At 66.8% G+C, this 24,243-nt stretch carries 19 protein-coding genes and 1 riboswitch; of the genes, 11 read left to right on the forward strand and 8 right to left on the reverse strand.

From position 1 onward, the window contains the following. Positions 1-152: 152 nt before the first annotated feature. The 5 genes from AC5I49_RS08755 (at position 153) to AC5I49_RS08775 (ending at position 6,511) form a co-directional block, all read left to right on the forward strand. Complete coding sequence (locus AC5I49_RS08755; RefSeq protein WP_016448697.1) at positions 153-1,466, forward strand: MFS transporter; 1,314 nt, start codon at positions 153-155, stop codon at positions 1,464-1,466. Between the two features lie 300 nt (positions 1,467-1,766). Then, entirely contained in the window at positions 1,767-3,110 is a 1,344-nt protein-coding gene (locus AC5I49_RS08760; protein WP_047471266.1) for a C4-dicarboxylate transporter DctA, read from the forward strand. After that, positions 3,107-3,793 (forward strand): GntR family transcriptional regulator, encoded by a 687-nt coding sequence (locus tag AC5I49_RS08765; protein ID WP_016448699.1) that lies wholly within the window; start codon positions 3,107-3,109, stop codon positions 3,791-3,793. Before AC5I49_RS08760 ends, AC5I49_RS08765 begins: the two co-directional genes overlap by 4 nt. Positions 3,794-3,964: 171 nt before the next feature. Beyond that, positions 3,965-5,308 carry a glycerophosphodiester phosphodiesterase family protein gene (locus AC5I49_RS08770; protein WP_046984423.1) on the forward strand — a complete coding sequence of 448 codons (1,344 nt, stop codon included), beginning with the start codon at positions 3,965-3,967 and terminating at the stop codon, positions 5,306-5,308. 831 nt (positions 5,309-6,139) lie between these two features. Beyond that, entirely contained in the window at positions 6,140-6,511 is a 372-nt protein-coding gene (locus AC5I49_RS08775; protein WP_026062624.1) for a DUF2195 family protein, read from the forward strand. A 257-nt stretch (positions 6,512-6,768) separates the two neighbouring features. On the opposite strand, the gene metH is transcribed toward AC5I49_RS08775, so the two are convergent. Continuing rightward, complete coding sequence (gene metH, locus AC5I49_RS08780; RefSeq protein WP_495789199.1) at positions 6,769-9,525, reverse strand: methionine synthase; 2,757 nt, start codon at positions 9,523-9,525, stop codon at positions 6,769-6,771. Between the two features lie 27 nt (positions 9,526-9,552). Next, a riboswitch (S-adenosyl-L-homocysteine riboswitch) is annotated at positions 9,553-9,679 on the reverse strand. 276 nt (positions 9,680-9,955) lie between these two features. Between metH and AC5I49_RS08785 the strand changes: the two genes are divergently transcribed. From AC5I49_RS08785 to AC5I49_RS08805, 5 genes are read left to right on the forward strand one after another with little or no spacing between them, the layout of a single operon-like run. After that, positions 9,956-10,777 carry a FadR/GntR family transcriptional regulator gene (locus tag AC5I49_RS08785; RefSeq protein ID WP_313283981.1) on the forward strand — a complete coding sequence of 274 codons (822 nt, stop codon included), beginning with the start codon at positions 9,956-9,958 and terminating at the stop codon, positions 10,775-10,777. After that, complete coding sequence (locus AC5I49_RS08790) at positions 10,774-11,580, forward strand: transporter substrate-binding domain-containing protein (protein WP_016452167.1); 807 nt, start codon at positions 10,774-10,776, stop codon at positions 11,578-11,580. Before AC5I49_RS08785 ends, AC5I49_RS08790 begins: the two co-directional genes overlap by 4 nt. 31 nt (positions 11,581-11,611) lie before the next feature. Continuing rightward, complete coding sequence (locus tag AC5I49_RS08795; protein ID WP_209801397.1) at positions 11,612-12,349, forward strand: amino acid ABC transporter permease; 738 nt, start codon at positions 11,612-11,614, stop codon at positions 12,347-12,349. Beyond that, complete coding sequence (locus AC5I49_RS08800; protein ID WP_209670548.1) at positions 12,346-12,999, forward strand: amino acid ABC transporter permease; 654 nt, start codon at positions 12,346-12,348, stop codon at positions 12,997-12,999. Before AC5I49_RS08795 ends, AC5I49_RS08800 begins: the two co-directional genes overlap by 4 nt. Then, positions 12,986-13,732 (forward strand): amino acid ABC transporter ATP-binding protein, encoded by a 747-nt coding sequence (locus tag AC5I49_RS08805; RefSeq protein ID WP_016448706.1) that lies wholly within the window; start codon positions 12,986-12,988, stop codon positions 13,730-13,732. Before AC5I49_RS08800 ends, AC5I49_RS08805 begins: the two co-directional genes overlap by 14 nt. A gap of 72 nt (positions 13,733-13,804) precedes the next feature. Here AC5I49_RS08805 and AC5I49_RS08810 read toward each other — a convergent pair whose 3' ends face one another. The 7 genes from AC5I49_RS08810 to urtA all read right to left on the reverse strand — a co-directional run bounded on the left by AC5I49_RS08810 (position 13,805) and on the right by urtA (position 20,515). Continuing rightward, a complete protein-coding gene (locus AC5I49_RS08810) occupies positions 13,805-14,164 on the reverse strand; it encodes an FmdB family zinc ribbon protein (RefSeq protein WP_016452169.1) in 360 nt (119 codons plus the stop codon). Positions 14,165-14,210: 46 nt separating this feature from the next. Next, positions 14,211-15,440, reverse strand: a complete 1,230-nt coding sequence (fmdA, locus tag AC5I49_RS08815) for a formamidase (protein ID WP_012202164.1) — start codon at positions 15,438-15,440, stop codon at positions 14,211-14,213. A 36-nt stretch (positions 15,441-15,476) separates the two neighbouring features. Further along, the gene (urtE, locus tag AC5I49_RS08820) at positions 15,477-16,166 is read right to left on the reverse strand and encodes an urea ABC transporter ATP-binding subunit UrtE (RefSeq protein WP_392413222.1); all 690 of its coding nucleotides are present in this window, start codon (positions 16,164-16,166) and stop codon (positions 15,477-15,479) included. A gap of 20 nt (positions 16,167-16,186) precedes the next feature. Continuing rightward, complete coding sequence (gene urtD, locus AC5I49_RS08825; RefSeq protein ID WP_016450222.1) at positions 16,187-16,930, reverse strand: urea ABC transporter ATP-binding protein UrtD; 744 nt, start codon at positions 16,928-16,930, stop codon at positions 16,187-16,189. A 19-nt stretch (positions 16,931-16,949) separates the two neighbouring features. Further along, positions 16,950-18,152, reverse strand: coding sequence for an urea ABC transporter permease subunit UrtC (urtC, locus tag AC5I49_RS08830; RefSeq protein WP_461608673.1), 1,203 nt, complete (start codon positions 18,150-18,152; stop codon positions 16,950-16,952). 72 nt (positions 18,153-18,224) lie between these two features. After that, positions 18,225-19,139, reverse strand: coding sequence for an urea ABC transporter permease subunit UrtB (urtB, locus tag AC5I49_RS08835; protein WP_016450224.1), 915 nt, complete (start codon positions 19,137-19,139; stop codon positions 18,225-18,227). Positions 19,140-19,249: 110 nt separating this feature from the next. Next, positions 19,250-20,515 (reverse strand): urea ABC transporter substrate-binding protein, encoded by a 1,266-nt coding sequence (gene urtA, locus AC5I49_RS08840; RefSeq protein ID WP_012202159.1) that lies wholly within the window; start codon positions 20,513-20,515, stop codon positions 19,250-19,252. 214 nt (positions 20,516-20,729) lie between these two features. On the opposite strand from urtA, the gene AC5I49_RS08845 reads away from it, so the two are divergent. Further along, entirely contained in the window at positions 20,730-24,224 is a 3,495-nt protein-coding gene (locus AC5I49_RS08845; protein ID WP_495789200.1) for a hybrid sensor histidine kinase/response regulator, read from the forward strand. The last annotated feature ends 19 nt before the right edge of the window (positions 24,225-24,243 follow it).

Genomic DNA, 24,243 nt, shown 5'->3' on the forward strand with positions numbered 1-24,243 from the left:
GCGCCATGGCCTGCGCCGCCCTTCGTGGACGACGCAGGCCATGGCATAGGCATTGCATATGGCGAAGCAGTGTACGCCCGGGTTGCGGCCCGGGCAGGCACGCCGACCCATGCCCCGGGCGTGACTGCCGTCTTTTCAATCCCTTTTCGGAAATGGACCCTGCTTTGACCAAGCAAACCGTCTCGACCCGCAACATCGTGGCTGCCGTCATCGGCAACGCGCTGGAGTGGTATGACTTCCTGGTGTTCGCCTTCATGACACCCATCGTCGCCAAGCTGTTCTTCCCCAGCAATCCCGACAATCCGGACGACAACATCAACCGCATCCTGATGACCACGGCCGTGTTCGGCGTGGGCTTCTTCATGCGGCCCGTGGGCGGCATCCTGCTGGGCCTGTACGGGGACCGCAAGGGCCGCAAGGCGGCCATGGTGATGGTGACCGGCCTGATGGCCGTGGCCATCGCGCTGATCACGCTGGCGCCCACGTATGCGGCCGTGGGCATCCTGGCGCCGCTGTTCATCGTGCTGGCACGGCTGCTGCAGGGCTTTGCGGCCGGCGGCGAGTTCGGCACGTCCACGGCACTGCTGATCGAGCTGGCACCGCCCGGCAAGCGCGGCTTCTATGGTTCCTGGCAGATGGCCGGCCAGATGCTGGCCCTGCTGATCGGCGCGGCCACGGGCACGCTGATCACCGAGATCTTCACCGAGGAGGAACTGATGGCCTGGGCCTGGCGCGTGCCCTTCGCCGTGGGCCTGCTGATCGTTCCCGTGGCGCTGTACATCCGCCGCCATGTGGAGGAGCCCGAGGTCTTCAAGGAAATGCAGGCCGCGCAGGCCAGCGGCAAGGCGCGCCAGATCGGCATCATGGAGATGCTGCGCACGCATGCGCGCGAGACGCTGGTGGGCATGGGCCTGGTGGTCACGGCCACGGTGTCCATCTACATCACCTTCACCTATCTGGTGACCTATGCCACGGTGACGCTGAAGCTGCCCATGCGCGATGCCTTCATGGTGCAGATGGCCGGTGCCGCGCTGATGGTGGTGATCATGCCGTTCTTCGGCGCCCTGTCGGACCGCGTGGGCCGCCGCATGCTGACCATCGGCTCGCTGATCGGCTACCTGGTGGTGCTCTACCCGCTGTATGCCTGGCTGACCGACGGCCCCACGGTGCAGAAGCTGCTCATCACCCAGCTGGTGGTCTGCGTGTTCGTGGCCGTGTTCTTCGGCGTGTTCAGCACGGTGATGGCCGAGCTGTTCCCGCCCCAGGTGCGTTCGGCCGGCATGTCCATGGCCTACAACGTGGCCGTGATGATCTTCGGCGGCTTCGCGCAGTTCATCGTGACCTGGCTGATCCGCTCCACGGGCTCGCCCATGGCGCCGGCCTTCTATGTGATGTTCGGCGTGACGCTGGGCCTGCTGGCGGCCTTCTTCATCAAGGACCGCGCGATGGAGCGCAACCTGCGCTGATCCCCCCGGGCGGCGCGCCCTGCGCCGCCCTCGCGCATGCCCCGGCACGGGGCCTGCGCAGCCTTGCCGCACGCCGCGCGCACCATGCGCGGGCATGCCGGCCCCCGCCCTGCACCACGGCGGGGAGGCCCGCCCGCATCTGCCGATTTCATGCAGAAAAAGTCAGGGCTGAACTTCTCTGGAGTGCCGCAAATCCGCAGGGAATACCCTCTGCTGGCACGCGTTTCGCTTGTCTACATTCTTGCATGCAAGTTGCAGAGCCACTTGCATACAAGATTCCACAACTTGCGAAAGACGACTATGCGCCGCTTTGCCAGATCACTGTTCGGACAGGTGGTGATCGCACTCATCCTGGGTGTGCTCGCCGGAATATTGGCCCCTGAATGGGCCGTGAAACTCAAGCCCCTGGGCGATGGCTTCATCAAGCTCATCAAGATGATCATTCCCGTGCTGGTGTTCTGCGTGGTGGTGCACGGCATCGCGGGCGCGGGCGACCTCAAGCGCGTGGGCCGGGTCGGCGTCAAGTCGCTGATCTACTTCGAGGTGCTGACCACCATCGCCCTGGTGCTGGGCCTGGTGCTGGCCTTCGTGTTCCAGCCCGGCGCGGGCATGAACGTGGACCCGAGCAAGCTCGACGCCTCGGCCATGAGCGCCTATGCCAGCAACGCCGACAAGCTGACCAGTGGCGGCACGGTGGACTTCCTGATGAAGCTTATCCCCACCACCGTGGTGCAGGCCTTTGCCACGGGCGACGTGCTGCAGGTGCTGCTGTTCGCCGTGCTGTTCGGCTGCGCGCTGACCATGCTGGGCGAGCGCGGCGCGCCCGTGCATGCGCTGATCGACACGCTGTCGAACGTGCTGTTCAAGATCATGGGCATCCTCATCAAGCTGGCGCCGCTGGGCGTGCTGGGCGCCATCGCCTTCACCGTGGGCCAGTACGGCATAGGCTCGCTCAAGCAGCTGGGCATGCTGGTGCTGCTGTTCTACGTGGCCGTGATCTTCTTCGTCTTCGTGGTGCTGGGCCTGGTGATGCGCTTTTCGGGCTTCAGCCTGATCAAGCTGCTGCGCTACCTGCGCGAGGAGCTGATGGTGGTCTTCGCCACCACCTCCTCGGACAGCGTGCTGCCCCAGATCATGGCCAAGCTGCGCAACCTGGGCGTGCGCGACTCCACCGTGGGCCTGGTGATTCCCACGGGCTACTCGTTCAACCTGGACGCCTTCTCCATCTACATCACGCTGGCGGCCGTGTTCATCGCCCAGGCCACGAACACGCCCATCGGCATGGCCGACCTGCTGACCATCCTGGCGATTGCGCTGGTGACCTCCAAGGGCGCCCACGGCGTGCCGGGCTCGGCCATCGTGGTGCTGGCGGCCACGCTGCATGCGATTCCGGCCATCCCCGCCATCGGCCTGGTGCTGGTGCTGTCGGTGGACTGGTTCATGGGCATTGCCCGCGCGCTGGGCAACCTGATCGGCAACTGCGTGGCCACGGTGGCCATCGCGGCCTGGGAAGGTGACATCGACCGCGAGCGCGCCCATGCCGTGCTCGACGGCCTGGCCGACAATCAGGGGCCCGACGCCGAGCCCTCCGGCGCCGCCGCCGTCCCCGCAACCGTGACTCCTGCCCACCCTGCAACGCAATGACACCTGTAAGCCCCCAGCACATCGCCGAGCGCGTCGTCGAAGCCATCCTGGCCCAGAAACTGGCGCCCGGCGAACGGCTGGGGGAGCAGGAACTGGCCGACAACTTCGAGGTCAGCCGCACCATGGTGCGCGAGGCGCTGATGCAGCTGCAGGCGCGCGGCTTCGTGCAGGTGCAGCCCCGGCGCGGCTGGTACGTGGTCCAGCCCTCGGCCGAGGAGGCGCAGGACGCCTTCGCGGCGCGCCGCATCATCGAGACCGGCATCCTGGGCGAGGCCGGGCGCCCCCTGCAAAGCGTGATCGGCCAGCTGCGCCGCCACATCGCCCAGGAGCAGGAGGCCATTGCGGGCGCCGACGCCGCCACGCGCGCCTTCCTGCTGGCCGACTTCCACGTCTGCCTGGCCGAGCAGATGGGGCACCGGCTGCTGGCGCTCACCCTGCGCGACCTCACGGCGCGCACCACGCTGGCGGCCACATTGTTCCAGTCCACCCACAGCGCCAGCCAGTCCTGCGCCGAGCACGAGCGCATCGTCGAGGCCCTGGAGCGCGGCGACACCGAGGGCGCCAAGGCCCTGCTGCTGGAGCACATCGGCACGGTGGAGCGTTCGCTGGAGATCCGCCCGAGCGAGGCGCCCGACGCCGGCGACCGCCTGCGTGCCACGCTGGCGCCCCTGTTCGGGGGATAACCCTGTGTCGGAGGGTCGGCAAATTTCCACCGACCGTCGCTAAAACGCCAATCCGGGCCCTACGGGGCGCACTGTCATGGTGCCGACACGGCTGACTGCATACGCTGCTGAGCTGGCGCATTGCGCGCCGTTCATCAACCCACCACTGCTTCGGATATGACCCAACGTCCTATGTCCTTTTCCCGCACTCCCCTGCTCGCGTCCCTGTGCGCGGCTGCAGTCCTCACGGCCTGCGGCGGCGACGGCGGCTCGTTCTACCTCACGCTCGACGGAAAGCAGCCCCAGGTGATCGCCCACCGCGGCTTCTCGGGCAAGTTCCCGGAGCAGACGCGCATGGCCTACGAGGCCGCCGCCGACGCGGGCGCGGACATGCTCGAACTCGACATGCACCTGACGAAGGACTGCCAGCTGGTCGCCCGCCACAACGCCTGGCTCAGCGACAGCACCAACGTGGCCGACGTGGCCAAGACCAATGCCGAAGTGGCGCGCCGCCAGCGCACTGCGGCCGGCGTGCTGGTCAACGTGAAGTACCCCGCCGTGCCTGCCAACGGCCCCTCGCAATACCTGAGCGACCAGCTCGATGCCAACGATCCCAAGTCCGTGCTCAAGGCCCTGGTGGTCGATGGCGAGGACCACCGCAACGACTGGTCCATCAGCGACTTCACGATGCAGGAGCTGCGCAGCTGGCTGGGCGGCACGATCCTGGACAACCGCAGCGAGCGCCCCACCGAGTGGAACGGCAAGCTGCCCCTGATCAGCGCCCAGGACGTGCTGGACATCGCCGCCGCCAAGGGCAAGGCCCTGGGCCGCACCATCCCCGTCTACGCCGAGACCAAGAACCCGTACTGGAACAACCAGCAGGCGATCGCCAACGGCTGCGGCGCGCCCGGCTCGCGCCCGTTTGAAGACGCGGTGATCAAGCTGCTGGACCAGAACAAGCTCAACGCCAAGGATTCGCCCATCTACATCCAGAGCTTCGACCCGGCCAGCCTCAAGTACCTGCGCCAGGCCGGCATGAAGGCCAAGGGCGTGCAGCTGATCGACGGCAACGACTTCAATCTGCGCGACGGCTCCATGGTCTACATCACCAACGATGAATGGACCTTCATCAGCGGCCGCCCCTACAGCTGGACCCTGGCCGGCGACGCGCGCACCTTCGCCACCATGCTCACGCCCGCAGGCCTGGCCGAGATCAAGACCTATGCCGACGGCATCGGCCCCTGGAAGCCCCAGGTCCTGGCCCACTCCGTCGTGCCCTACAAGGACGGCGCCGGCCTCAAGGACGTGAACACCGTCAAGGACACGGGCCTGATCCGCGACGCCCACAAGGCCGGCCTGATCGTGCACAGCTTCACCTTCCGCAACGAGCCGGGCCGCCTGGCAGGCCTGTACAAGGGCGACCCCGTGCAGGAATACCTGGCCTACTACCGCCTGGGCATCGACGGCGTGTTCACCGACTTCACGGACACGGCCGTGGCGGCGCGCAAGGCGTACAACAAGGAAATCGGGCTCTGAAACTCCCATCCCGCTGACCCATGACAAGGCGCCTCGTGCGCCTTGTTTTTTTGGTCCCTGGCAGTGGGCATATTCAGGCGACCTCATCCATGGCAATCAGGTATACCTGAATGCGATTGCAGCGAATTGGTATACAAGATCGTTACAGCATGTCGCAAAAACACTTTCCCTCCAACTTGCCTCCGAGGCAATAAGCGCATTAAGCTGCCCCGATCTCTGATCCAGATGAAGCTTATGAATCTGGATGGCATCAAACCGTGGCTACCGAGAAACTCGATTGATGCGACTTTAGAAAATTGGAGGGACAGTTTGTGATACCAGATATGGAGTTTGATGGGCAGAAGCTGACATGGAATGGCTCCGGTAGCTTCAAGGCAACGACAGGACTTCCAGGTTTTCAGATGCCAGAAAATCAGTGCATCAAAGACAGCGGACCAATTCCGGAGGGGGTGTACAAGGTGCTCGTCACCGATCGTGGGGCGGCGAAGGATGACGGTGCGGGAAGATGCAACCTGTCTCCCGGATGGGGAGTCCAGACGATTCCACGCGGAGCTGCCGCCGGAAGCTGCGAAGCCTATTGGGCAAACTGGGGGCAGAACCGGGCGCGGATGGAGCCCGCCGACACTCAAACGCGCATCGCTTGCAACCCCGTTCGCAGCGGCTTTTATCTGCATGATTCAACCAAAGGCTTCAGCCACGGATGTATTGAGGTTGAGCATAGATTCTTCCCGATTCTTCGGTCGAAGGCGAAGTCCAGTTCACGTAGCTATTTCATTCTGAAAGTCAATTACGTCCCGGCAAGAGTGACAAACGGAGGCACACGTGCATAGCATGGCTCGATTTTTAATATGGTCTGCCTTGTTTGGCGGATCCGCCTTTGCCGCCCATGCCGACCAGATAACGTTTCAGAACGATCTTTCAGCCTGCGTGTCGATCACGGCGACGAAGACTTCCACAGAGTCCAACGTGGTGTGGGCGAACACCCGTGTTCAACTGCGCAAATCGATTGGCGAGTGCGGATGCCTTTCGGCTCTGGCGACCTACACGAGCAGCGTGAACCGAGGGGGCGTCCGGCAGGTACTGCAGGAAGGCCTGATCGACCTGGGCAGCGGGGGAGAGAGAAAACTCGTCCTTGCGACCGATCCGGCCCTGGTCGCCAACAAGGAGGTGCGGGTTCGGCTGGCGTGCACCGGGCCCTTGTAGGGCATCCTGGCCCCCGCAGCATCGGCGCGCGCGTGAACGCTCAGCCGGATCACATCCTCGGACTGGCCTGGCAACGGCGTGTGCTGCGGGCGGCGGCGGATGTGCGCAAGCACGGTTGGTCAACGCGACTTCTGATCGACTGCCTGCGCCGCTGGCACGCCCTGTCCGCAATTCCAGTCAAAGATGAATGCCTTTGTCCAAAATAGCAAAAAATCGCACGCCTGACCGGCGTAGCCAAGCCAGCGGTCAACCCAATATCAGGCGAGATTCGGCGCCAGCAACCGGCGCAGTTCCTCGATGTCCATGCCCCGGCGCGCGGCCATGTCGGCCAGTTGGTCCTCGCCGATCTCGCCGACGTTGAAGTAGACGGAGTCGGGGTGGCCAATGTAGAAGCCGCTGACGCTGGAGGCCGGGTTCATGGCCAGGCTTTCGGTCAGCGTCATGCCGATCTCGTCGGCCTTGAGCACGGCGAACAGGTCGGTCTTGGCGCTGTGGTCGGGGCAGGCCGGGTAGCCGGGCGCGGGGCGCACGCCCTTGTACTGTTCCTTGATCAGCGCTTCGTTGCTGAGGTTCTCGTCGGGCGCATAGCCCCACAGGTCCTTGCGCACACGCTGGTGCAGGCATTCGGCGAAGGCCTCGGCCAGGCGGTCGGCCAGGGCCTTGAACATGATGCCGGAGTAGTCGTCCAGCGCGTCCTGGAACTCCTTGTCCTTCTTCTCGGCGCCGATGCCGGCCGTGACGGCGAACAGGCCCGCGTAGTCCTGGATGCCCGATTCCTTGGTGGCCACGAAGTCGGACAGGCAGCGGCTGGGGCGCATCACGGGCTGGCCATCCGGGCCTTCCACCATCTGCTTTTCGGTCTGCTGGCGCATGCCGTACCAGGTCATCAGGACCTGGCTGCGGGACTCGTCGGCGTAGAACTCGATGTCATCGCCCACGCGGTTGGCAGGGAACAGGCCGATGGCGCCGTTGGCCTGCAGCCAGCGGCCTTCGATGATCTTCCTGAGCATGGCCTGGCCGTCGGCCAGCACCTGGCGGGCCTGCACGCCCACGATCTCGTCGTCGAGGATGGCCGGGTAGGGGCCGGCCAGGTCCCAGGTCTGGAAGAACGGGCCCCAGTCGATGTATTCGGCGATCTCGGCCAGGTCGAAGTTGCGGAACACGCGCCGGCCCAGGGCGCGCGGCGCCACGGGGGCCTGGGAAAAGTCCACGGGCGTGGCGTTGGCGCGGGCCTTGTCCAGCGGCCACAGCGGCGTCTTCTTCTTGTTGGCGTGCTGGGTGCGGACCTTGTCGTAGTCGGCCTGGATCTCGGCCAGGTAGTTGCCCTTGTTCTCGCCCAGCAGGCTCTGGGCCACGCTGACGCTGCGCGAGGCATCGGGCACGTAGACCACGGGGCCTTCGTACTTGGGCGCGATCTTGACGGCGGTGTGCACGCGCGAGCAGGTGGCGCCGCCGATCAGCAGCGGAATCTTCTTGATGCGGAAGTAGTCGTCCTTGTGCATCTCGCCGGCGACGTACTGCATCTCTTCGAGGCTGGGCGTGATCAGGCCCGACAGGCCGATGATGTCTGCGCCCTCGGCCTTGGCCTTGGCCAGGATCTCGTGGCAGGGCACCATCACGCCCATGTTGATGACCTCGAAGTTGTTGCACTGCAGGACCACGGTGACGATGTTCTTGCCGATGTCGTGCACGTCGCCCTTGACGGTGGCGATGACGATCTTGCCCTTGCTGGACACGTCCAGGCCCGCCGCTTCCTGCTGGCGCTTTTCCTCTTCGATGTAGGGCACGAGGTGGGCCACGGCCTGCTTCATCACGCGCGCCGACTTGACCACCTGGGGCAGGAACATCTTGCCGGCGCCGAACAGGTCGCCCACGATGTTCATGCCGTCCATGAGCGGGCCTTCGATCACGTGCAGCGGGCGGCCGCCGCCCTGCACCACGATCTGCTGGTAGGCCTCTTCGGTGTCGACGACGATGAAGTCGGTGATGCCGTGCACCAGGGCGTGCGACAGGCGCTCGCCCACGGTCTTCGGGTTCTCGGGCGTGCCGCGCCATTCGAGCTTCTTGCTGTCGTCCTTGGCGGCGCCCTTGGCGGCGTCGGCAATCTCCAGCAGGCGTTCCGCAGCGTCAGGGCGGCGGTTGAGCACCACGTCTTCCACGCGCTCGCGCAGTTCGGGCTCCAGGTCGTCATAGACGCCGACCATGCCGGCGTTGACGATGCCCATGTCCATGCCCGCCGAGATGGCGTGGTAGAGGAACACGGTGTGGATGGCCTCGCGCACGGGGTCGTTGCCGCGGAAGCTGAAGCTCACGTTGGAGACGCCGCCCGAGACCTTGGCGCCGGGCAGGTTCTGCTTGATCCAGCGCACGGCCTCGATGAAGTCCACGGCGTAGTTGTCGTGTTCCTCGATGCCGGTGGCCACGGCGAAGATGTTGGGGTCGAAGACGATGTCCTCGGGCGGGAAGCCCACCTCGTCCACCAGGATGCGGTAGGCGCGCTCGCAGATCTCGATCTTGCGCTGGTAGGTGTCGGCCTGGCCCTTCTCGTCGAAGGCCATGACCACGGCGGCCGCGCCGTAGCGCTTGATCAGCCGGGCCTGGCGCTTGAATTCATCCAGGCCTTCCTTCATGGAGATGGAGTTGACGATGCCCTTGCCCTGCAGGCAGCGCAGGCCGGCCTCGATGACCTCCCACTTGGAGCTGTCCACCATGACCGGCACCTTGGCGATGTCGGGCTCGGAGGCGATGAGGTTCAGGAAGCGCACCATGGCGGCCTTGCTGTCGAGCATGGCCTCGTCCATGTTCACGTCGATGACCTGGGCGCCGTTTTCCACCTGCTGGCGCGCCACGGACAGCGCTTCCTCGTACTGCTCGTTGAGGATCATGCGCGCAAAGGCCTTGGAACCCGTGACGTTGGTGCGCTCGCCCACGTTGACGAACAGCGTGCCCTCGCCGATGGTCACCGGCTCCAGGCCGGACAGCTTCATGGGAGGGGGAGTGAAAGAGGACGACATCAAGCTCACCTGCAAAAACGGCATGGCAACAGGTGAGCGTCGTTGGCACCGTGGGCGCGGTCCGGCCGGGAACCTGCACCTGGCCCAAGCCTGACGCGGCACGCGATCCGGTGTACGGATGGGCGGGTGCCGCGCTGCAACGCTCCTCGGGCCAAAGCCCGGGATTCTACGGCGGCTGGCGGCGGCCTGCAGTGCGGGTTTTACGCCCGCATTCGGGGCAGGCCTGCACAAAGCCATGCGGCACTGCACCAAAGCGCGGCAGCGCGGGCCGCTGGCGGCGCCTTCGGGACGGATTGTCTATGCCCCATCGCCCCGGATTCTTTGCAGCGCCTGAGGACAACGCTCCTTTTTTTCATCTGGCACGCAATTCGCTATCTGCTGGGTACGTGGTCTGACCAGTCAGGCCAAAACCCTCCACCCGCGCCAGCCCATGCAAAGCATTCCGATCTCGATGGCCCAGACGCTGCAGCAGCACATCCTGAGCGGCCACTACCCCGGCGGCAGCCAGCTGCCGCCGCAGCGCGAGCTGGCCCGGCAGCTGGGCATCAGCCGCGCTTCGCTGCGCGAGGCGCTGTCCATGCTGGAGGCCCTGGGCCTGGTCGAGATCCAGCCGGGCAAGGGCGTGCGCATCAACGGCCCGCACAGCGGCCGTGCACGCATGCACCGCGCCTATGCCACCCCGGCGCTGGGCACGCTGTCGCCGCGCCAGCTGATCGAGCTGCGCCTGGTGCTGGAGCCCGGCTGGGCCGCGCTGGCGGCCGTGCGCGCCGACGACAGCGGCCTGCGCCAGCTGCAATGGACCCAGTCCCAGCTGGCCCACGCCCTGGACCGCAGCGACCTGCTGGCCGCCGCCGACGCCGATCTGCAGTTCCACCTGCTGCTGGCCCAGCTGTCGGGCAACCCGGGCCTGGTGGCCATGGCGCGCCAGCTGGAGCTGGCCATCAGCCACAGCCTGCGCCTGCCCTTTGCCTGGAGCGGTGCCGACGACCAGCCGGTGCGCGAGCACGACGCCATCGTGCAGGCCGTCTGCGCAGGCGATGCGCCGGGTGCGGCGGGCGCCATGCGCGCCCACCTGCTGTCGGCGGCCAGGCGCAGCGGCATCGATCTCGACACACCGGACGACGCGGCGGCGCCCGACGCGACGGCACTCGATGCAACGGCGCCCGACGCATCTGCGCCCGATACATCTGCGCCCGACCCTGATCCGCTTTCCTTTCGCCTCACCCCACCTTCCGAAGGAGCTTTCGCATGACTTCCCCCCTGACACCCCGCCGCGCATTCATCCGCACCGCCCTGGCGGCCGCCACCCTGGCCGCTGCCGGCCTGGGCGGCGCCGCCCATGCCGACATGCTGGCCAACATCCAGAAGGCCGGCGTGCTGCGCGTGGCGATTCCGCAGGACTTCCCGCCCTTCGGCTCGCTGGGCACCGACCTGAAGCTGCAGGGCTATGACATCGACATGGCGGCCCTGGTGGCCCAGGAGCTGGGCGTGAAGGTGGAGCTGGTGCCCGTGACCAGCACCAACCGCATCCCCTTCCTGACCACGGGCAAGGCCGACATCGTCATCTCCAGCCTGGGCAAGAACGCCGAGCGCGCCAAGGTGATCGACTTCACCCAGGCCTATGCGCCCTTCCCCAAGAGCGTCTACGGCCCCAAGGACATGAGCATAAAGGCCCCTGCCGACCTGGCCGGCAAGACCGTGGGCGTGACGCGCGGCTCCACCGAGGACCTGGCCCTCACGCAGGTGGCGCCGGCCTCGGCCACCATCAAGCGCTACGAGGACAACAACGCCACCGCGCAAAGCTACCTGACGGGCCAGGTGCAGCTGGTGACGCTGGGCAACATCGTGGCCAACGCCGTCAACGAGCGCACCAGGCTGCGCCAGCTGGACGTGAAGTTCGCGGTCGAGGACACGCCCTGCTACATCGGCGTGGCCAAGGGCGAGCCGGCGCTGCTGCAGAAGGTGGACGCCATCATCACCAAGCTCAAGGCCGACGGCCGCCTGACCAGCCTGTCCCAGCGCTGGATGAAGATGCCGCTGCCCGCCACCCTGTAACCGCTGCGCCCCTGTTCCCGGAAATCCTTCCATGGCCTATCAATTCGACTTCGGCGCCGTGTTCGACTACAGCGGCCTGCTGGCACAGGGCGCGGGCTTCACGCTGGCGCTGACGGCGGCGGGCGCCGTGCTGGGCGGCGCCATCGGCGTGGCCGGCGGCGTCAGCCGCGCCTGGCGCATTGCGCCGCTGCACTGGCTGTTCAAGGTGTACGTGGAGGGCATACGCAACACGCCCTTCCTGGTGCAGCTGATGTTCGTGTTCTTCGGCCTGCCTTCGCTGGGCGTGCAGATCAACGAATGGCAGGCCTGCCTGCTGACCACGGTGATCAACCTGGGCGCCTACATCACCGAGATCGTGCGCGCCGGCATCCAGGAGACGCCGCGCGGCCAGCTGGAAGCCGCTGGCGCGCTGGGCATGGGCCGCTGGGCGGTCTTCCGCCATGTGGTGCTGCGCCCTGCGCTGCAGCGGGTCTGGCCCTCGCTGAGCAGCCAGATCGTGATCGTGATGCTGGGCACCTCGGTGGTCTCGCAGATCGCGGCCCAGGACCTGACGTTTGCGGCCAACTTCATCCAGTCGCGCAACTTCCGTGCGTTCGAGACCTACCTGGTGGTGACGGCGGCGTACTTCGTGCTGGCCCTGGCACTGCGCCAGTTGCTGGCCTGGATAGGCCAGCGCTTCGTGGTGGGCCGCCGCACGCCGCGTGCAGCCAGGCCCGCTGCACCCGCTGCACCCGCTGCACCTGCAACCACTGCCGGAGACGCCGCATGATTGCCGACATTCCCCTGCTGCCCATCCTGGCCAAGCTGGCCGAGGGCCTGCTGGCCACGCTGGCGCTGTCGCTGCTGGCCTTCGTGCTGGGCGGCGCCACCGGATTGCTGGTGCTGTTCGCCCGCGTGGGCCGCAGCCTGAACCTGCGCCGCCTGGCCAAGGCCTATATCCAGGCTTTCCAGAACACGCCGCTGCTGATGCAGATGTTCATCGTGTTCTTCGGCTCGTCCATGGCCGGCCTGGACATCTCGCCCTGGACGGCGGCCGCCATCGGCCTGACGCTGTACACCAGCGCCTACCTGGCCGAGGTCTGGCGCGGCTGCGTGGAGGCTATCCCCCACGGCCAGTGGGAAGCCTCGTCCAGCCTGGCCATGGGCTACCTGCAGCAGATGCGCCATGTGGTGCTGCCGCAGGCGCTGCGCCTGTCGATAGCGCCCACGGTCGGCTTCTCGGTGCAGATCATCAAGGGCACGGCCGTGGCCTCGATCATCGGCTTCAGCGAGCTGACCAAGCTCGGCTCCATGCTGGCCAACGCCACCTTCCAGCCCTTCCTCATCTACGGCCTGGTCGCCGCAGGCTACTTCCTGCTGTGCTGGCCCCTGTCCCTCTACGCATCCCATCTGGAGAAGAAACTCTATGCCGCTCGTTGATGTGCGCGCCGTTCACAAGCATTACGGCAACAACCATGTGCTCAAGGGCGTGGACCTGAGCGTGGACAGCGGCCAGGTGGTCGCCATCATCGGCCGCAGCGGCTCGGGCAAGAGCACGCTGCTGCGCTCCATCAACGGGCTGGAGGCCATCCAGTCCGGCCAGATCGTGGTGGACGACGCCGTGCTCAAGGGCTCGGAGGGCAGCGCGCCCTCGCCCGCCCAGCTGCGCGCGCTGCGCCTGAACGTGGGCATGGTCTTCCAGCAGTTCAACCTGTTCCCCCACCTGACGGCGGGCGAGAACGTGGCCCTGTCGCCCACCGTGGTCAAGGGCGTGAAAAAGCCCGAGGCGGCGGCGCTGGCGCGCCAGATGCTGGCCAAGGTCGGCCTGGGCGACAAGTACGACAGCTACCCCGACCAGCTCAGCGGCGGCCAGCAGCAGCGCGTGGCGATTGCACGCGCGCTGGCCATGCAGCCCAAGGTGCTGCTGTGCGACGAGATCACCTCGGCCCTGGACCCGGAGCTGGTCAACGAGGTGCTGGCCGTGGTCAAGCAGCTCGCCGCCGAGGGCATGACGCTGATCATGGTCACGCACGAGATGCGCTTTGCCCGCGACGTGGGCGACCAGCTGGTGTTCATGCACCAGGGCCTGATCCACGAAAGCGGCCCGGCCAAGCAGCTGTTCGCCAGCCCGCAGACGCCGGAGCTGGCCGGCTTCATCGGCGCCGTGCACTGAGCGGTACGGCCAGGCAGGACAAAGGCCCGCGTCGCGGGCCTTTTTTGCATCGGTGCGGCGCAGGGGCCGCGGTCAGTGGCTGATCATCCAGGGCCGCTTGGTCGGGAAGGTCTTGGCGCCGTTGGGCGCCGTGACCGTGGAGCCGCGCTTGCTGGCGCCGCTGCAGCAGCCGCAGCCCGAAGGGTGGCGCATGCGCGCGTAGCTGCCCTCGGCCACATCGCGTGAGCGCCTGGGCTCGTGCCGTGCGCGCTCGTTGGTGTCGTGGGCGCGGCGCTGCTCGGGGCTGGTGCAGGCCAGGCGCGGCGCGCTGACGAAGACGCGGGGCGAGGCCGCCTCGCAGATGGGGCAGGGCGCGGGCTCGTTGCGCTGCGAGAGGCTGCGCAGCGCGTCGAAGCCGCCGCATGCGGCGCAGTGGTAGTCATAGGTGGGCATGGGCGGCCTCTGGCGGATGGTGGATGGCGGGTGTCGTATGCCGGGCTTACTTGTCCTGGGCGATGGGCAGGTCCACCCCGCCCGTGATGATCTTCTGTGGTCCCTCGGCCGTGGGATTGATGTCGAAGTCGAAGATCTCCGTGGGCAGCCACAGCGTGGCGCAGGCATTGGGCACGTCCACCACGCCGCTGATGTGGCCCTGCACGGGCGCCGTGCCCAGCAGCGAGTAGGCCTGGGCACCGCTGTAGCCGAATTTCTTCAGGTACTCGATGGCGTTCAGGCAGGCCTGGCGGTAGGCCACGGTCACGTCCAGGTAGTGCTGCTTGCCCTTTTCGTCCACCGAGATGCCTTCGAAGATCAGGTAGTCCTTGTAGTTGGGCGTCATGGGGCTGGGCTTGAAGATGGGGTTCTTGATGCCGTACTTGGCCATGCCGCCCTTGATCAGCGAAACCTTCATGTGCACCCATCCGGCCATCTCGATGGCGCCGCAGAAGGTGATTTCGCCATCGCCCTGGCTGAAGTGCAGGTCGCCCACGCTCAGGCCCGCGCCGTCCACGTAGACGGGGAAGAACACGCGCGAGCCGCGCGAGAGGTCCTTGATGTCGCAGTTGCCGCCATGCTCGCGCGGCGGCACGGTGCGCGCGCCTTCGGCGGCGGCCTTGTCGCGCGCCTCGCCCTGCATCTGGCCCATGTGGGCGGTGGTGGCGTTGGGCGGGTTGGCCAGGCCGGGGATGCGGTCGGGGTCGGTGGCGATGAGGCCGGTCTCGCGCTCATTCCAGCTGGCCAGCATCTTGGGGTCGGGCAGGCAGCCGATCAGTCCCGGGTGGATGAGGCCTGCGAAGTTGACGCCGGGGATGTGGCGGCTCTTGGTGAACATGCCGTGGAAGTCCCAGATGGACTTCTGGGCCAGCGGGAAATGCTCGTCCAGGAAGCCGCCGCCGTTTTGCTTGGAGAAAAAGCCGTTGAAGCCCCAGAGGCTGTCGTCGCGCGCGCCGATGTCCAGCAGGTCCACCACCAGCAGGTCGCCGGGCTCGGCGCCCTTGACGCCCACGGGGCCGGACAGGAAGTGGACGGTGGACAGGTCCACGTCGCGCACGTCTTCGGCGCTGTCGTCGTTCTTGATGGCGCCGCCGGTCCAGTCATAGGTCTCCAGCTTGAACTCCGCGCCCGGCTCCACCCAGACCGCCATGGGGATGTCGGGATGCCAGCGGTTGTGCACCTGCGGGTTGTCGTAGGGGGACTGGTTGAGATCGACCTTGATCAGGGTTTCGGCCATGGTGTGCTCCTTGCGATGGCAGTGGGAAAAAACGGATCAGACGGAGAGGTAGGACTTGATGCGCTGTTCATCCGTATCAGCACGGGCCGTCTCATGGACCAGGCGGCCGCCCTCGATGACGAACAGCCGGTCGGCCACATCCATGGCGAAGGAAAGCACCTGCTCGCTGACCACGATGGTGATGCGGCGCAGCTTGCGGATCTCGTTGAGCGCCTTGGCGATGTCCTTGATGATGGAAGGCTGTATGCCCTCGGTGGGCTCGTCCAGCAGCAGCACCTTGGGGTCGGTGACCAGGGCGCGCGCAATGGCCAGCTGCTGCTGCTGCCCGCCCGAGAGGTTGCCGCCCTTGCGCCGGCGCATGTCCCAGAGCACGGGGAACAGGGCGTAGATGTCTTCGGGCACCTGGCGCGTCTTCGCGTTCTCCAGGCCCGTCTGTATGTTCTCTTCCACGGTCAGCGTGGGGAAGATCATGCGGCCCTGGGGCACGTAGGCAATGCCCTTGGCCACGCGCCGGAAGCTCTCGTCCTTCGTGACGTCCTGGCCGGCCACGGTGATCTGGCCGCTCTTGGCGGGCATGACGCCCATCAGGCTTTTGAACAGCGTGGTCTTGCCCATGCCGTTGCGGCCCATGATGGCCACGGTTTCGTTCTCGCGGCCCTCGAAGCTGATGCCGTGCAGCGCCTCGCTCTGGCCATAGGCCACGTACAGATCCTTGACTTGCAGCATGTGAATTCCTTGTGCGTGCCTCAGTGGCCGAGGTAGACGTCGATGACCTTGGGGTCGGCCTGCACCTTGTCCATGGGACCCTCGGCGAGGATCTTTCCCTGGTGCATGACGGTGACCTTGTGCGCGATGCGCGCCACGAACTCCATGTCGTGCTCGATGACGATGACGGAGCGGTTCTTGCAGATGCGCTGCAGCAGCTCGGCCGTCAGCTCGCGCTCGCGGGCGCTCATGCCGGCGATGGGCTCGTCCAGCATCAGCAGCTCGGGCTCCTGCATGAGCAGCATGCCGATCTCCAGCCACTGCTTCTGGCCGTGGCTGAGCAGGCCGGCCTCGGTGTCCAGGCGCTCGTCCAGGCCGATGTCGGCGGCCACGGCCTGCACGCGATCGCGCACCGCCTCCGTGCACTTGAAGGCCAGCGCGCCGAAGACCGAGCGGCCTTCGGGGTAGGAGACCTCCAGGTTCTGGAAGACCGACAGGTTCTCGTAGATGGACGGCGTCTGGAACTTGCGCCCGATCCCCAGGCGCACGCGCTTGTGCTCGGCCATGCGCGTGAGTTCCTCGTTCTTGAACTTGATGCTGCCGGCCGTGGCGCGGGTCTTGCCGCAGATCAGGTCCAGCAGCGTGGTCTTGCCCGCGCCGTTGGGGCCGATGATGACGCGCAGCTCGTTCCTGTCGATGTACAGGTTCAGCGCGTCGATGGCCTTGAAGCCGTCGAAGGAGACCGTCAGGTCTTCCACGGCCAGCGTGAAGTCGGTATTGCTCATGGTGTGCTCCCGCTGTGGTTCAGGCGCCCTGGCGGCCCATGCCTTCGGACAGGGCGGACGTGGGCTTGGTGGCGGCCGGGGCCTGGGCAGGTGCTGCCTGGGCTCCCTGCGCTGCGGCAGGCGCTGCGGCCGGTGCCGTGCCCTTGCGGCGGCTGTTCCACCAGGGAACGATGCGGCTTTCCCACAGGCCGGCCAGCCCCATCGGGAAGGCCATGGTCACGCCGATGAACAGGCCCGCCATGAGGAACAGCCACAGGTCCGGGAAGCTCTCCGAGAAATAGGTCTTGCCCGCGTTGACCAGAAGCGTGCCGTACACGGCGCCCACCAGGCTCATGCGCCCGCCCACGGCGGCGTAGATGACCATCTCGATGGAGGGAACGATGCCCACGAAGCTGGGCGACATGAAGCCCACCTGCAGCGTGAACAGCGCGCCGCCCACGCCCGACAGCGCAGCGGCCAGGCAGAACACGAAGACCTTGAAATTGGCCACGTCGTAGCCGGAAAAGCGCACGCGGTCTTCCTTGTCGCGCATGGCCAGCAGCAGGGTGCCCACCTTGCCCGTCTGAATCCAGCGGCACAGGACGATGGCGCCGATCAGCAGGGCCACGCAGACGTAGTAGAGGATGTACTTGGCGCTGTCCGTGCGCGTGTCCCAGCCCCACAGGGTCTTGAGGTCGGTCATGCCGTTGACGCCGCCCGTGTAGCCCTGCTGGCCGATGATGAGCACGGTGACGATCAGCGCCACGGCCTGCGTGATGATGGCGAAGTACACCCCGCCCACGCGGCGCTTGAACATGGCGAAGCTGATGAGCCAGGCCAGCAGCGTGGGCACGGCGATGACGGCGGCCAGCGAGAACGGCAGGCTCTTGAAGGGCAGCCAGAACGAGGGCAGCTCGGTCAGCTGGTTCCAGTCCATGAAGTCGGGGATGCCGGGCGTGGACTGGATCTTGGTGCTGATGGGGTCGGACGCCTCCAGCTTCAGGAACATGGCCATGGCGTAGCCGCCCAGGCCGAAGAACACGCCCTGGCCCAGGCTGAGCACGCCGCCATAGCCCCAGACCATGACCAGGCCGATGGCGACGAAGGCATAGGTCAGGTACTTGCCGACCAGGTTGAGGCGGAAGATGTCCAGCGCCAGGGGCAGCACCACCGCCAGCAGGACGGTGAGCAGCACCAGGCTGGCGAGCTGGTAGCGCTGTATCCAGGCTTTGAGGGCTTGCATGGAATGACTCCGGTGAACTCAGGGGAAATCGGGGGAACGCGGGGGAATTCGTGGACAGGGCCGGCGCCGGGATCAGCGCCGCACCTTGGACGCGAACAGGCCCTGGGGACGCAGCATCAGGATGAAGACGATCAGCGACAGCGTGATCACCTTGGCCATGGAGCCCGCGAGGAAGAACTCGGTGATGGACTGCGTCTGCGCAATGCCGAAGGCCGAGACCACGGTGCCCAGCAGGCTGGCCGCGCCGCCGAAGGTGACCACCAGGAAGGCGTCCACGATGTACAGCGAGCCCGAGGTGGGGCCGGTGGAGCCGATGGTGGTGAAGGCCGCGCCCGCCACGCCCGCGATGCCGCAGCCGATGGCAAAGGTCAGGCGGTCGGTCTTCTTGGTGTCGATGCCGATGGCGTTGGCCATCACGCGGTTGCTGACCGTGGCGCGCACGCGCAGGCCCCAGCGGCTTTTGTGCAGCGCGATCAGCACGCCGGCCGTGACGGCCATGGTCAGCGCCAGCACGAACAGGCCGTTGATGGGAATGTCCAGCCCCTCGGCCGGCGCCCACGAGCCCATCAGCCAGTCAGGCAGGGTGGGGCTGACTTCCTTGGGGCCGATGAAGGTGCGAAAGCACTGCTGCAGCGCCAGGCTCACGCCCCAGGTGGCCAGCAGCGTGTCCAGCGGCCGCTTGTAGAGGTGGCGGATCAGCCCCCATTCCACCAGCCAGCCGGCCACGAAGGCGAACAGGAAGGCGGCCACGATGGCCAGCGGGAAGTAGTAGGGCATGAACTCGGGCGCGTGCTGCGCCGTGAGCGTGGAGCCCAGGTAGATGGTGTAGGCGCCAATGGTCATGAACTCGCCATGCGCCATGTTGATCACGCCCATCTGGCCAAAGATGATGGCCAGGCCCAGGCCCATCAGCAGCAGCACGGCGAACAGGCTCAGCCCCGCGAAGCCCTGCATCAGGCCGATGTTCATCATGTCGGAAAAACTCATGGTGCTGCTCCTGCGCGCAAGCCAATCGGGAGAGGGGGAAACGATTCACGCGGCAGCCCGCCCACCAGGCCGCAGGCCGCCGCGCATCACCTGCCTGAACGGATCAGGGCTTACTGGTAACCCTTGGGGAAGGGATCGGGTTTGATGAGTTCAGGCGACTCCGAGACCACCTTGAACGTGCCGTCCGGCTGCCCCACGGCAATGCGCGACTTGCTCCACAGGTGGTGGTTGGCGTCCACCTTCACGTAGCCTTCGGGCGCGGTCTTGAGTTCCAGCCCCGGCGATGCGGCCACCACCTTGTCCACGTCGAAGCTCTTGGCCTTTTCCACGGCGGCCTTCCACAGCCAGGGGCCCAGGTAGCCGGCCTGGGTGACGTCGCCGATGACGGCGTTGGGGCCGTACTTGGCCTTGAAGGCGGCCACGAACTTCTTGTTGTTCTCGTTGTCCAGCGTCTGGAAGTACTTCATCGAGGAGTAGAAGCCCGTGAAGTTCTCGCCGCCCACGCCGGTCATCTCGTCCTCGGTCACCGACAGCGTGACCAGCAGTTGCTTGTCACCCGTGATGCCCGCTGCCTTGAGCGCCTTGTAGAAGGCCACGTTGGAGCCGCCCACCACGGCCACGAAGATGCAGTCCGGCTTTTGCAGCTTGATCTTGTTGACCAGCGAGCCGAAGTTGGTGCTGCCCAGCGGGTAGTACTCCTCGCCGACGACCTTGCCCTTCTGGAAGTTCTCGATGTGCTTGCGCGCGATCTTCATCGAGGTGCGCGGCCAGATGTAGTCCGAGCCGATCAGGAAGAAGGTCTTGGCCTTTTTCTCGGCCTTGGCCCAGTCCAGGCTGTACAGGATCTGCTGCGTGGCTTCCTGGCCCGTGTAGATCACGTTCTTGGACTGCTCCAGGCCTTCGTAGAAGGTGGGGTAGTACAGCAGGCCGTTTTCCTTCTCGAACACGGGCAGCACGGCCTTGCGCGAGGCGCTGGTCCAGCATCCGAAGACGGCGGCGCAGCGGTCGTTGATGAGCAGTTTCTTGGACTTCTCGGCGAAGGTGGGCCAGTCGGAGGCGCCGTCTTCCTTGATCACGCGGATCTTGCGGCCCAGGATGCCGCCCATGGCGTTGATCTGGTCGATGGCCAGTTGCTCGGCCTGGATGGAGCCGGTCTCGGAGATCGCCATGGTGCCCGTGGCCGAGTGCAGCTGGCCCACGACGACCTCGGTGTCGGTCACGGCCAGCTTGGTGGTGTTGACCTGGGCCGTGGGCTGGGCGAAGGACCAGGCCGGCAACCCGGCCACCGAGGCGGCGCCAAGCGCCTGCAGGACGCGGCGGCGGCCCATTTCCGTGCCGGGGGAACCAGGTGTGCGGGGGTCGGAGGGGTGGCTCATGGTGACTCTCCTGTAAGGATCGGTTGGGTGATCTGCAAGTGGCTGAAAACTGGCGTTGCGGTTACGGCTTGTTTCCGCGCTGGGTCCAAGATTAGGAAGAACCCTTGCCGCCGCCCATACGTCAATTGACGTAGCCACCTGCGTACGCACCCCGGCTACCCCTCTTGCAAGCCGCGCCAGCATTGGCCCCGCACGTTTCTTGCTAGACCTGGGAATGCACTCCGCCCCCCCGCCCGACAGCCCCACCGGCACCGCAGCCGCGCCGCAGACCATCTTCCGGTTCCGGCGCGAGTACAACGCCTGGGTGGCCGACGAGACCATGGAGGACTACGCGCTGCGCTACACGCCGCGCAGCTTCCGGCGCTGGAGCGAGTTCCGTGTGGCCAACACGGCCTTCGGCTCGCTGTCCTTCCTGGCGCTGGAGGCCATCGGCGGCGCCATTGCGCTGAACTACGGCTTCGCCAACGCCATGTGGGCCATCGTCACCGTGGGGCTGGTGATCTTCCTGACGGGGCTGCCCATCGCCGTCTGCGCCGCACGCTACGGGCTGGACATGGACCTGCTGACGCGCGGCGCGGGCTTCGGCTACCTGGGCTCGACCATCACCTCGCTGATCTACGCCGTCTTCACCTTCATCTTCTTCGCGCTGGAGGCGGCCATCATGGCGCTGGCCCTGCAGCTGGTGGTGGACTGGCCGCTGCAGTGGTGCTATGCGCTGTCGGCCCTGGTGGTGCTGCCGCTGGCCATGCGCGGCATCACGCTGATCTCGCGCCTGCAGGCCTGGACGCAGCCGCTGTGGCTGTTCCTGCTGGTGCTGCCCTTCGTGTGGATGGCGCTGGCCCAGCCGCAGCTGTACCGCGACTTCGCCAGCCTCACCGGCCTGCGCTCGGGCAGCAGCCAGTTCGATCCGCTGATGTTCGGCGCGGCGGCAGCCGTGATCTTCGCGCTGGTGGTGCAGATCGGCGAGCAGGTGGACTTCCTGCGCTTTCTGCCGCCGCGCACCCAGGCCAACCGGCTGCGCTGGTGGGGCGCGGTGCTGGTGGCCGGCCCGGGCTGGGCCGTGATGGGCATGCTCAAGATGGCGGGCGGCGCCTTTCTCGCGTTCGCGGCCATGCAGCTGCAGGGGGTGGACGCCACGCGCGCGGCCGAGCCCACGCAGATGTTCCTGGCAGGCTTCCAGCAGGTGCTGCAGGCCCTGGGCCTGCCGGGGCTGGCCGTGGCGGTGACCGTGGTCTTCGTGGTCATCTCGCAGGTCAAGATCAACGTGACCAATGCCTATGCGGGGTCGCTTGCCTGGTCCAACTTCTTCGCGCGCATCACGCGCAGCCATCCGGGGCGCGTGGTCTGGATGGTGTTCAACGTGGTCATCGCCACCTTGCTGATGACGCTGGGCGTGTTCGGCGCGCTGGAGAAGGTGCTGACCATCTACAGCAACGTGGCCATCGCCTGGGTGGGCGCGCTGGTGGCCGACCTGGTCATCAACAAGCCGCTGGGGCTGAGCCCGCCGGGCATCGAGTTCCGCCGCGCCCATCTGTACGACTTCAATCCCGTGGGACCCGTCGCCATGCTGCTGGCCGCCGCCGTGGCCTGCTGCGCCTATGCGGGCCTGCTGGGCGAGACGGCGGCCGCGTTCTCGCCCTTCATCGCGCTGGCGCTGTCCATGCTGCTGTCGCCGCTGCTGGCCTGGCTGACGGGCGGGCGCTACTACCTGGCACGGCCCGCAGGCAATCTGTGGAAGCCCGGCGAGACGGTGCGCTGCGCCGTCTGCCAGAACCAGTTCGAGTCCGAGGACATGGCGCGCTGCCCGGCCTACGGCGCGCCCATCTGCTCGCTGTGCTGCTCGCTGGAGTCGCGCTGCCATGACCGCTGCAAGACCGGCTCGCGCGCGGGCGAGCAGCTGCGCGCGCTGGCCTCGGCCATGCTGCCGCCGCGGTGGGCCACCAAGGTGAACTTCCGCGCGGGCCAGTACCTGGTGGTGATGCTGTCTCTGTGCGCGGTGACGGCCTTCATGGTGGGCGTGGTCTACATGCAGGAAAGCCTGCAGGCAGGCAGCGTCGATGGCGGCGCGCTGCGCATCCCCTTCCTCAAGGTCTTCGCGCTGCTGGCCCTGCTGTGCGCCGTGGCCGCTTGGTGGGTGGTGCTGAGCACGGACAGCCGGCGCATGGCCCAGGACGAGTCCGAGCGCCAGAACCAGCTGCTGCTGCAGGAGATCGCCGCCCACAAGCGCACCGATGCCGAGCTGCAGGTCGCCAAGGACCATGCCGAGCAGGCCAGCCAGGCCAAGACCCGCTATGTGGCGGGCATGACGCACGAGCTGCGCTCGCCGCTCAACAGCCTGCTCGGCTATACGCAGATCCTGCTCAAGAGCCCGCAGGTCGATGGCTGGGTGCGCGAGACCCTGTCCACCATGCAGCACAGCGGCCAGCACCTGCGCGCGCTGATCGACGAATCGCTGGAGCTGGCCAGCATCGAGGCCGGCCGCCTGCGCCTGGACCTCGCCCCCCTGCCCCTGCCCGCGCTGATCGACGGCATCGAGGCCATGATGCGGCCCCAGGCCCAGGCCAGGGGGCTGCAGTTCTCGGTCGAGACGCTGGGCACCATGCCGCGCTGGGTGCGTGCCGACGCCAAGCGGCTGCGCCAGATCCTGATCAACCTGCTGTCCAACGCCGTGCGCTTCACCCAGCGCGGCGAGGTGCGGCTGCGCATGGATTTCCGGCCCCATGTCTCGCGCATCGAGGTCATCGATACCGGCATCGGGATCGAACCGCAGGACATGGAGCGCATCTTCGTGCCCTTCGAGCGCGGCAGCGCGGGCCGGCGCGTCAGCGAGGCGGGCACGGGCCTGGGGCTGACCATCACCCACCTGCTGACCGAGCTGATGGGCGGGCAGCTCACCCTGAGCAGCACGCCCGGCGAGGGCAGCTGCTTCACCGTGCGCCTGTATCTGCCCGAGATGGCGCCCGACGCGTCCTGGGTGCCCCCCGGCGCCGCCGCCACGCTGCACACCGTCATCGGCTATCTGCCGCCGCGCCGGACCCTGCTGGTGGTGGATGACCAGCCGCTGCAGCGCCAGCTGCTGGCCGGCCTGCTGCTGCCGCTGGGCTTCGAGATCCGCGAGGCCGCCAGCGGCCGCGAGTGCCTGGAGATCGTGGAGCAAAGCCTGCCTGACCTGGTGCTGCTGGACATCAGCATGGACGACCTGGACGGCTGGCAGACCGCCGCCCTGCTTCGCGCGCGCCGGGATGCGCAGCAGCTTCCCGTGGTCTTCGTCTCGGCCAACCTGTTCGACAACGACCCGCCGCGCCTGGCCGATGCGCATTGCCAGGGCTTTGTCGCCAAGCCGGTGATCGAGTCCGAGCTGCTGCAGGTGCTCGAGCGCGTGCTGCGGATCGAATGGGTGCATGACAACCGCCCGTTGCTGCTGCCGGCGCCGCGCGCGGAGCAGGCGGAGGCAAAGGCAGCGCAGGCGCCGGCAGCCGCCCCCTTCCCGCCCGACCTGCGCGAAGACCTGGCCCGGCTGGCGCGCTCGGGCCAGGCCACGGCCCTGCGCGAGCGCCTGCGCCAGGCGCGCCAGCAGGCGCCCGCGCATGCCGCGCTGCTCGATGCGCTGCAGGCCTGCGCGAACCGCTTCGACTTCGATGCGCTGGCGCGCCTGCTGCCGCAGCCCCGGGAAGAAGACGAACAGGAACAGGAGGAGACAGATGAATGAACATCCAGGAGGGCAGGAA

The organism is Delftia sp., assembly GCF_059499305.1.

Excerpts from the sequence above, each read along its gene's own strand:
- AC5I49_RS08800 (WP_209670548.1), top strand. The coding sequence starts at position 12,346 with ATGATTGCCGACATTCCCCTGCTGCCCATCCTGGCCAAGCTGGCCGAG.
- AC5I49_RS08765 (WP_016448699.1), top strand. The coding sequence starts at position 3,107 with ATGACACCTGTAAGCCCCCAGCACATCGCCGAGCGCGTCGTCGAAGCC.
- urtE (WP_392413222.1), bottom strand. The coding sequence starts at position 16,166 with ATGCTGCAAGTCAAGGATCTGTACGTGGCCTATGGCCAGAGCGAGGCG.
- urtB (WP_016450224.1), bottom strand. The coding sequence starts at position 19,139 with ATGAGTTTTTCCGACATGATGAACATCGGCCTGATGCAGGGCTTCGCG.
- AC5I49_RS08775 (WP_026062624.1), top strand. The coding sequence starts at position 6,140 with ATGGCTCGATTTTTAATATGGTCTGCCTTGTTTGGCGGATCCGCCTTT.
- AC5I49_RS08810 (WP_016452169.1), bottom strand. The coding sequence starts at position 14,164 with ATGCCCACCTATGACTACCACTGCGCCGCATGCGGCGGCTTCGACGCG.
- AC5I49_RS08755 (WP_016448697.1), top strand. The coding sequence starts at position 153 with ATGGACCCTGCTTTGACCAAGCAAACCGTCTCGACCCGCAACATCGTG.
- AC5I49_RS08790 (WP_016452167.1), top strand. The coding sequence starts at position 10,774 with ATGACTTCCCCCCTGACACCCCGCCGCGCATTCATCCGCACCGCCCTG.
- AC5I49_RS08805 (WP_016448706.1), top strand. The coding sequence starts at position 12,986 with ATGCCGCTCGTTGATGTGCGCGCCGTTCACAAGCATTACGGCAACAAC.
- metH (WP_495789199.1), bottom strand. The coding sequence starts at position 9,525 with ATGTCGTCCTCTTTCACTCCCCCTCCCATGAAGCTGTCCGGCCTGGAG.
- AC5I49_RS08760 (WP_047471266.1), top strand. The coding sequence starts at position 1,767 with ATGCGCCGCTTTGCCAGATCACTGTTCGGACAGGTGGTGATCGCACTC.
- urtA (WP_012202159.1), bottom strand. The coding sequence starts at position 20,515 with ATGAGCCACCCCTCCGACCCCCGCACACCTGGTTCCCCCGGCACGGAA.
- AC5I49_RS08795 (WP_209801397.1), top strand. The coding sequence starts at position 11,612 with ATGGCCTATCAATTCGACTTCGGCGCCGTGTTCGACTACAGCGGCCTG.
- AC5I49_RS08845 (WP_495789200.1), top strand. The coding sequence starts at position 20,730 with ATGCACTCCGCCCCCCCGCCCGACAGCCCCACCGGCACCGCAGCCGCG.
- AC5I49_RS08770 (WP_046984423.1), top strand. The coding sequence starts at position 3,965 with ATGTCCTTTTCCCGCACTCCCCTGCTCGCGTCCCTGTGCGCGGCTGCA.
- urtC (WP_461608673.1), bottom strand. The coding sequence starts at position 18,152 with ATGCAAGCCCTCAAAGCCTGGATACAGCGCTACCAGCTCGCCAGCCTG.
- fmdA (WP_012202164.1), bottom strand. The coding sequence starts at position 15,440 with ATGGCCGAAACCCTGATCAAGGTCGATCTCAACCAGTCCCCCTACGAC.
- urtD (WP_016450222.1), bottom strand. The coding sequence starts at position 16,930 with ATGAGCAATACCGACTTCACGCTGGCCGTGGAAGACCTGACGGTCTCC.
- AC5I49_RS08785 (WP_313283981.1), top strand. The coding sequence starts at position 9,956 with ATGCAAAGCATTCCGATCTCGATGGCCCAGACGCTGCAGCAGCACATC.